The following is a 6,233-nucleotide window of genomic DNA, read 5'->3' as shown; positions in this document are numbered from 1 at the left end:
ATTGCTTCAATACCATAAATTTTCGATTTTTTCTGGCAAAAACAAATGTTATGAAAATCCCACCCTAGAAAATACAGATAAATACATATCTTTTTTGAAAGTTTATCTGTGTAATTATTAAGTTAATTAGATTTTCTGCAAAATCTACAAATCAATAAAAATTAAGTATAAAAACTTGATTATTTTCGGGGAATTAGAATTATTATATTTGTTATATCTCTCCTGTGTTAATCCTAATTTTGTTTTTGTTTCGCGCCCAGATGCAGAGGAACAAAAGCACAAAGGAACAAAGAAATACATTAGTTCAAATTGTATTCTAAATAAGTGAAATCTTCATAAATATGATGGATTTCACTCAAGATTTGTCATGTTAACAAATTCTATCTAGCACGAGAATAAAAATGAAAGTCACCCAAAGTAAAATTAACGAGTTGTTGAGTGAGTCAGGATGCGAACATAATCAAAAGAAACAGGGAGAAAAGAAAAATAAATCTTGTACCCAACAGGCTCAACCAGGTGCGGCTCAAGGGGGTTGTGCATTTGATGGGGCGATGATTGCTTTAGTGCCAATTACTGATGCTGCTCACTTGGTTCATGGTCCGATCGCTTGCGCTGGAAATTCATGGGGAAGTCGTGGTAGTCTGTCTTCTGGACCAATGTTGTACAAGACAGGTTTTACTACTGATGTGGGTGAAAATGATGTAATTTTCGGTGGTGAGAAAAAGCTTTATAAGGCGATTTTAGAAGTTAATGAAAATTACAAACCTGCGGCTGTTTTTGTTTACGCTACCTGTGTTACAGCCTTAATTGGTGATGATATTGATGCAGTTTGTAAGGTGGCGGCAGAAAAAACTGGAACTCCGGTTATTCCGGTGATTGCGCCGGGATTTATTGGTAGTAAAAATCTTGGTAATCGTTTTGGTGGTGAAGCTTTACTAGAATATGTAGTAGGAACTGCTGAACCTGAATATACTACACCTTATGATATTAATTTAATTGGTGAGTACAATATTGCTGGGGAAATGTGGGGGGTTTTACCTTTATTTGAAAAGTTAGGAATTCGGGTTTTATCGAAAATTACTGGTGATGCTCGTTATGATGAAGTTCGTTATGCTCACCGGGCTAAATTAAATGTGATGATCTGCTCACGGGCGTTATTAAATATGGCGCGGAAAATGCAGGAACGTTATGGAATTCCTTACATTGAAGAGTCATTTTATGGAATTAAAGATATTAACCGTTGTCTCCGAACTGTGGCTGCTAAATTAGGTGATGCTGATTTGCAGGAACGGACAGAAAAGTTAATTGCAGAAGAAACTGCGACTTTAGATATTGCTCTTGCTCCCTATCGAGCCAAGTTGAAAGGAAAGCGAGTTGTTCTCTATACTGGCGGTGTGAAAAGTTGGTCAATTATTTCCGCTGCGAAGGATTTGGGAATTGAAGTTGTGGCGACAAGTACACGCAAAAGTACAGAAGAAGATAAAGCGAAAATCAAAAATTTGTTGGGTAATGATGGGATCATGTTGGAGAAGGGGAACGCTACAGAACTCCTAAAATTAATTCAAGAAACTAACGCAGATATGCTTATTGCTGGGGGCAGAAATCAATATACTGCTTTGAAAGCGAGAGTTCCCTTTTTAGATATTAACCAAGAACGTCATCATCCCTATGCGGGTTATGTGGGGATGGTGGAAATGGCGCGGGAGTTGACTGAGGCTTTATATAGCCCTGTTTGGGAGCAAATTCGTAAACCAGCACCTTGGGAATAAATTAGGTGACAGGTGATGGTAAGGGCGAAGCATTCGGGCGATAAATTATCGGTTTTTCTCAAAAATTATTTTCCGAATGCTTCGCCCCTACGACTGACAAATTATTTTGAGATTATAGTTATTATGGCGATCGCAATTGTTCCAGAAAAGTCTGTGACTGTAAACCCCCTCAAACAAAGTCAGGCTTTAGGTGCTTCTTTGGCTTTTTTGGGTTTGAAGGGAACTATGCCTTTATTTCATGGTTCTCAGGGTTGTACAGCTTTTGCAAAAGTGGTTTTGGTTCGACATTTTCGGGAAGCTATTCCTCTTGCTACTACCGCAATGACGGAAGTTACTACTATTTTGGGTGGTGAGGAAAATGTTGAGCAAGCTATTCTCACTTTAGTGGAAAAGGTACAACCGGAAATTATTGGTTTGTGTACCACTGGGTTAACAGAAACTAGAGGTGATGATATAGAAATGTTCTTGAAAGATATTCGAGAACGTCATCCTGAACTTAATCATTTAGCAATTGTTTTTGCTCCTACTCCCGATTTTAAAGGTGCATTGCAAGATGGTTTTGCAGTTGCGGTAGAAAGTATAGTTAAAGAAATTCCTAAAGCTGGAGGAATTAAACCGGAACAAATCACAATTTTAGCTGGTGCTGCTATCACTCCTGGAGATGTGCTAGAAATTCGGGAAATGGTGACAGCTTTTGGACTAGAACCAATTTTTGTTCCTGATTTGGGTGCTTCTTTAGATGGACATTTGGAAGATGGTTATACTGCTATAACTGCTAGTGGTACAACTTTAAAAGAATTACGTTCTTTGGGTAGTTCAGCTTTTACCTTAGCATTAGGTGAAAGTATGGTGGGGGCGGCGAAAATTTTAGAGGAACGGTTTGGAACTAGTTATCAAGTATTTAGAGATTTAATAGGATTAGAACCTGTAGATCAATTTCTGCAAAAGTTATCTTTATTAAGTGGAAATCCCGTTCCTGAAAAATATCGTCGTCAACGCCGGCAATTGCAAGATGCAATGTTAGATACTCACTTTTATTTTAGTTCTAAACGAGTATCTTTAGCTTTAGAACCTGATTTGTTATGGTCTATGGTTGGGTTTTTGCAATCAATGGGGGCGCAAATTCACAATGCTGTAACAACAACTCGTTCTCCTTTACTTGAAGCACTTCCTATCAAGAATGTCACTATTGGTGATTTGGAGGATTTTGAAAAGTTGGCGTTAGGTTCTGATTTATTGATTGGTAATTCTAATGTAAATACTATCTCTAAACGCCTTTCTATTCCTCTCTATCGTCTGGGTATTCCCATTTATGATCGTTTAGGAAATGGTCTATTTACCAAGGTAGGCTATCGCGGCACTATTGAGCTTCTTTTTGGGATGGGAAACCTATTTATTGAACATGAAGAGTCATCAATGATGAATCAGTGGTCATCAGTAATTAATAGGGAATAGGTGACAGGGAACAGGTGACAGGTGACAGTCAAGAAGTAGATAAAAGTTGATTTTTGGTTTTTTAATTTTTCCTTCGCTCTTCCCTTCTTTTATCCTGTCATCTTCTTAACTCTTCCCTGTCACCTGTTACCTGTAACCTGTAACCTTCTTAACTCTTCCCTGTCACCTGTTACCTGTAACCTGTAACCTTCTTTGAGGACAAATGAAAGTGAAAATTGCTTTTACTACAACTGACAGAATTCATGTTAATGCTCATTTTGGTTGGGCTAAGGAAATTGATGTTTATGAAATTTCCGACAACGGATATGAATTCATCGAAACTCTAACATTTGAAGGTGATTTGAAGGAAGATGGTAATGAAGATAAAATTACCCCTAAACTTCAAGCCTTGAATGACTGCACTATTGTTTATGTTGTCGCTATTGGTGGTAGTGCGGCCGCTCGTTTAATTAAGAAGAGTGTGACTCCAGTTAAGGCTAAATCTGAAGAGGAAAAGATTGAAGATATTCTCAACAAATTAGTCAAAACTCTCAAAGGTAATCCTCCACCTTGGTTACGGAAAGCTTTAGTACAGAAAAAACCTAGTTTTGCAGAAGAACTTGAAAACGAAGCAACTTTATGAGTACAAATGATGTAAATGGAACTGGTAACAATTCAGAGGTAGTTTTAACTCCTTTCCATAAAGCATTAGTTCAACAAATCCGGGCGCAAGATAGTTATGGTTTTTATCGGACTTGGACTGATGAATTAATCCTCAAACCCTATATTGTTACTAAACAAAAGAAACGGGAAATTTCCGTAGAAGGTGAAATTGATCCCGCCACAATTTCTCGCATAAATGCCTTTTTCCGGGCTGTAGCTGCCAGTATTGAAAAGGAAACCGGACTTATTTCTAATGTTGTTGTTGAATTAGGACATGAGGGTTTCGGCTGGGCTTTAGTATTTTCTGGCCGCTTATTATTAGCTGTAAAAACTTTACGCGATGCTCATCGTTTTGGTTTTGATTCCTTCGAGAAATTAGACGAAGAGGGCGCAAAGTTTGTGGAAAAAGGCATTGATTTAGCCAAACGTTTCCCCGATGTTGGCAATCTTTAATAATTGATAATTGACAATTGACAATTGACAATTACCAATCACCAATTACCAATCACCCATGACAATTGAGGAAATCACAACCAAGATTAGAAGGCTAAATAGTAAAGCAGGTCAAATGAAGATGGATCTGCATGATTTAGCGGAAGGGCTGCCGACAGACTACGACAAACTTATGGATGTTGCTGCTGCAACTTACGAAATCTACTGTCAGTTAGATGGACTCAAGCAACAACTCAAAAAAATGGAGAATTCTAAATGAGTACCAATATTGATGAATTCAAGAAACTGGTAGATGCAGAAGAGTTTTTTATCTTTTTTAATCTGCCTTATGACCAAAAATTTGTAAATGTAAATCGTTTACATATTTTGAAGAAGTTTTCTCAGTTTATGAGTCAAATTGATGATAGTTATCCTCAAATAAGTGACGCAGAAAGATTAGAGAAATATTGTGTGGCTTTGCAACAAGCTTATCAGGTGTTTATAGAATCAACACCCCATGAACAAAAGTTGTTCAAGGTATTTAATGATAAGCGAAAAAATGTAGTCACCCTGACAGAAATCACTTCAGATTAGGAGTTAAAAAGTGATCAACCTAACGCCTACCGAATTGGAACGCTATAGTCGCCAAATGATGCTTCCTAATTTTGGCGAATTAGCTCAAAAGCGCCTGAAATCAGCGACTGTTTTGGTGTCGGGTGTGGGTGGATTAGGCGGTACGGCGGCGCTTTACCTAGCAGTAGCAGGCGTTGGGCGGCTAATCCTAGTCCGGGGTGGAGATTTGCGGCTGGATGATATGAATCGTCAGGTTTTGATGACTGACGACTGGGTGGGGAAACCTAGAGTATTCAAAGCCCAAGAAACCCTCAAAGCCATCAATCCTGATGTGGAAGTGGAGGTGGTTCACGATTACATTACCGCAGAAAATGTGGATGAGTTGGTGCAAAAGGCAGATATGGCTTTGGATTGCGCTCACAATTTCACTGAACGCAATTTGTTAAATGAAGCCTGTGTGCGCTGGCGCAAGCCCATGGTAGAGGCGGCTATGGATGGAATGGAGGCTTATCTCACCACGATTATTCCTGGTGTTACGCCTTGTTTATCTTGTCTGTTTCCAGAAAAGCCTGATTGGGATCGGCGCGGTTTTTCTGTGCTGGGGGCTGTTTCTGGGACTTTGGCTTGTTTGACGGCGTTGGAAGCTGTGAAGCTGATTACTGGTTTTAGTCAACCGCTGTTGTCAGAGTTGCTGACGATTGACTTGAACAGAATGGAATTTGCTAAACGTCGTTCTCACCGCGATCGCAACTGTCCAGTCTGCGGTAATACTGCCCCTTGGAGATATTCCCAATCTCAAACTGCATCGGTGTAAAGTACCACTTTTTTGAACATCCACATCCCAAATCAGAATATTCGCTACAGAATAGGAAACAAAATGACTGTTACTTTAACAGAAAAGGCTGAATTTCGTCTGTGGGCATTTTTAAAAGGTTCTGCAACTGAAGAAACTAATAACGCTACAAAAGGTGTCCGCATCTCCGTAAAAGATGGTGGTTGCAGTGGCTATGAGTATGGAATCGAAATTACAAGTAAGCCCCAACCTGATGATGTCGTATCTCAACAAGGAAATGTGTTGATTTACGTTGATGCTAAAAGTGCGCCGTTATTAGCAGGTGTGGTAGTTGATTTTGTTGAGGGAGTCATGGATAGCGGCTTTAAGTTTTCCAATCCCAATGCAACTGATACCTGCGGTTGTGGCAAGTCTTTTAAAACAGATGATGGTACTCCCACTGGTGTACCTTGCAGCCAATAATTTCCATATTTCTTGAGCAAAATTCAAAAGTTAGATCCTTCATTTTGAATTTTGCCAGAGAAACTTAACTAACTCAAAAACTCACTTCATTCACGTTTGAGGAGAAT

At 39.1% G+C, this 6,233-nt stretch carries 8 protein-coding genes; all 8 read left to right on the top strand.

The annotated features are described in order from the left end of the window. The first annotated feature begins 401 nt into the window (after positions 1-401). Complete coding sequence (gene nifE / locus FJR04_RS18685; RefSeq protein ID WP_168497534.1) at positions 402-1,769, top strand: nitrogenase iron-molybdenum cofactor biosynthesis protein NifE; 1,368 nt, start codon at positions 402-404, stop codon at positions 1,767-1,769. Between the two features lie 123 nt (positions 1,770-1,892). Further along, on the top strand, positions 1,893-3,224 hold the full coding sequence (gene nifN / locus FJR04_RS18680) for a nitrogenase iron-molybdenum cofactor biosynthesis protein NifN (protein ID WP_168497545.1): 1,332 nt from the start codon (positions 1,893-1,895) through the stop codon (positions 3,222-3,224). A 202-nt stretch (positions 3,225-3,426) separates the two neighbouring features. Next, positions 3,427-3,846 (top strand): nitrogen fixation protein NifX, encoded by a 420-nt coding sequence (gene nifX, locus FJR04_RS18675; RefSeq protein WP_168497532.1) that lies wholly within the window; start codon positions 3,427-3,429, stop codon positions 3,844-3,846. Further along, positions 3,843-4,319 (top strand): NifX-associated nitrogen fixation protein, encoded by a 477-nt coding sequence (locus FJR04_RS18670; protein WP_168497530.1) that lies wholly within the window; start codon positions 3,843-3,845, stop codon positions 4,317-4,319. Before nifX ends, FJR04_RS18670 begins: the two co-directional genes overlap by 4 nt. A 58-nt stretch (positions 4,320-4,377) precedes the next feature. Continuing rightward, on the top strand, positions 4,378-4,578 hold the full coding sequence (locus tag FJR04_RS18665; RefSeq protein WP_168497528.1) for a CCE_0567 family metalloprotein: 201 nt from the start codon (positions 4,378-4,380) through the stop codon (positions 4,576-4,578). Continuing rightward, positions 4,575-4,892, top strand: coding sequence for a nitrogenase-stabilizing/protective protein NifW (gene nifW, locus FJR04_RS18660; protein ID WP_168497526.1), 318 nt, complete (start codon positions 4,575-4,577; stop codon positions 4,890-4,892). Before FJR04_RS18665 ends, nifW begins: the two co-directional genes overlap by 4 nt. A 10-nt stretch (positions 4,893-4,902) precedes the next feature. Beyond that, the gene (locus FJR04_RS18655; RefSeq protein WP_168497524.1) at positions 4,903-5,685 is read left to right on the top strand and encodes a HesA/MoeB/ThiF family protein; all 783 of its coding nucleotides are present in this window, start codon (positions 4,903-4,905) and stop codon (positions 5,683-5,685) included. Between the two features lie 63 nt (positions 5,686-5,748). Next, a complete protein-coding gene (locus FJR04_RS18650; protein WP_168497522.1) occupies positions 5,749-6,126 on the top strand; it encodes an iron-sulfur cluster assembly accessory protein in 378 nt (125 codons plus the stop codon). Positions 6,127-6,233 lie beyond the last annotated feature (107 nt).

This window comes from Anabaena sp. UHCC 0204 (assembly GCF_009711975.1).
Classification (GTDB): domain Bacteria; phylum Cyanobacteriota; class Cyanobacteriia; order Cyanobacteriales; family Nostocaceae; genus Dolichospermum.
The sequence above is the reverse complement of the archived record's forward strand: the minus strand, read 5'-3'. Positions and strand labels throughout refer to the sequence as shown.

What these genes read in the sequence shown, in the direction of transcription:
- nifE (WP_168497534.1), top strand. Translation starts at nt 402, where the DNA reads ATGAAAGTCACCCAAAGTAAAATTAACGAGTTGTTGAGTGAGTCAGGA.
- nifN (WP_168497545.1), top strand. Translation starts at nt 1,893, where the DNA reads ATGGCGATCGCAATTGTTCCAGAAAAGTCTGTGACTGTAAACCCCCTC.
- nifX (WP_168497532.1), top strand. Translation starts at nt 3,427, where the DNA reads ATGAAAGTGAAAATTGCTTTTACTACAACTGACAGAATTCATGTTAAT.
- FJR04_RS18670 (WP_168497530.1), top strand. Translation starts at nt 3,843, where the DNA reads ATGAGTACAAATGATGTAAATGGAACTGGTAACAATTCAGAGGTAGTT.
- FJR04_RS18665 (WP_168497528.1), top strand. Translation starts at nt 4,378, where the DNA reads ATGACAATTGAGGAAATCACAACCAAGATTAGAAGGCTAAATAGTAAA.
- nifW (WP_168497526.1), top strand. Translation starts at nt 4,575, where the DNA reads ATGAGTACCAATATTGATGAATTCAAGAAACTGGTAGATGCAGAAGAG.
- FJR04_RS18650 (WP_168497522.1), top strand. Translation starts at nt 5,749, where the DNA reads ATGACTGTTACTTTAACAGAAAAGGCTGAATTTCGTCTGTGGGCATTT.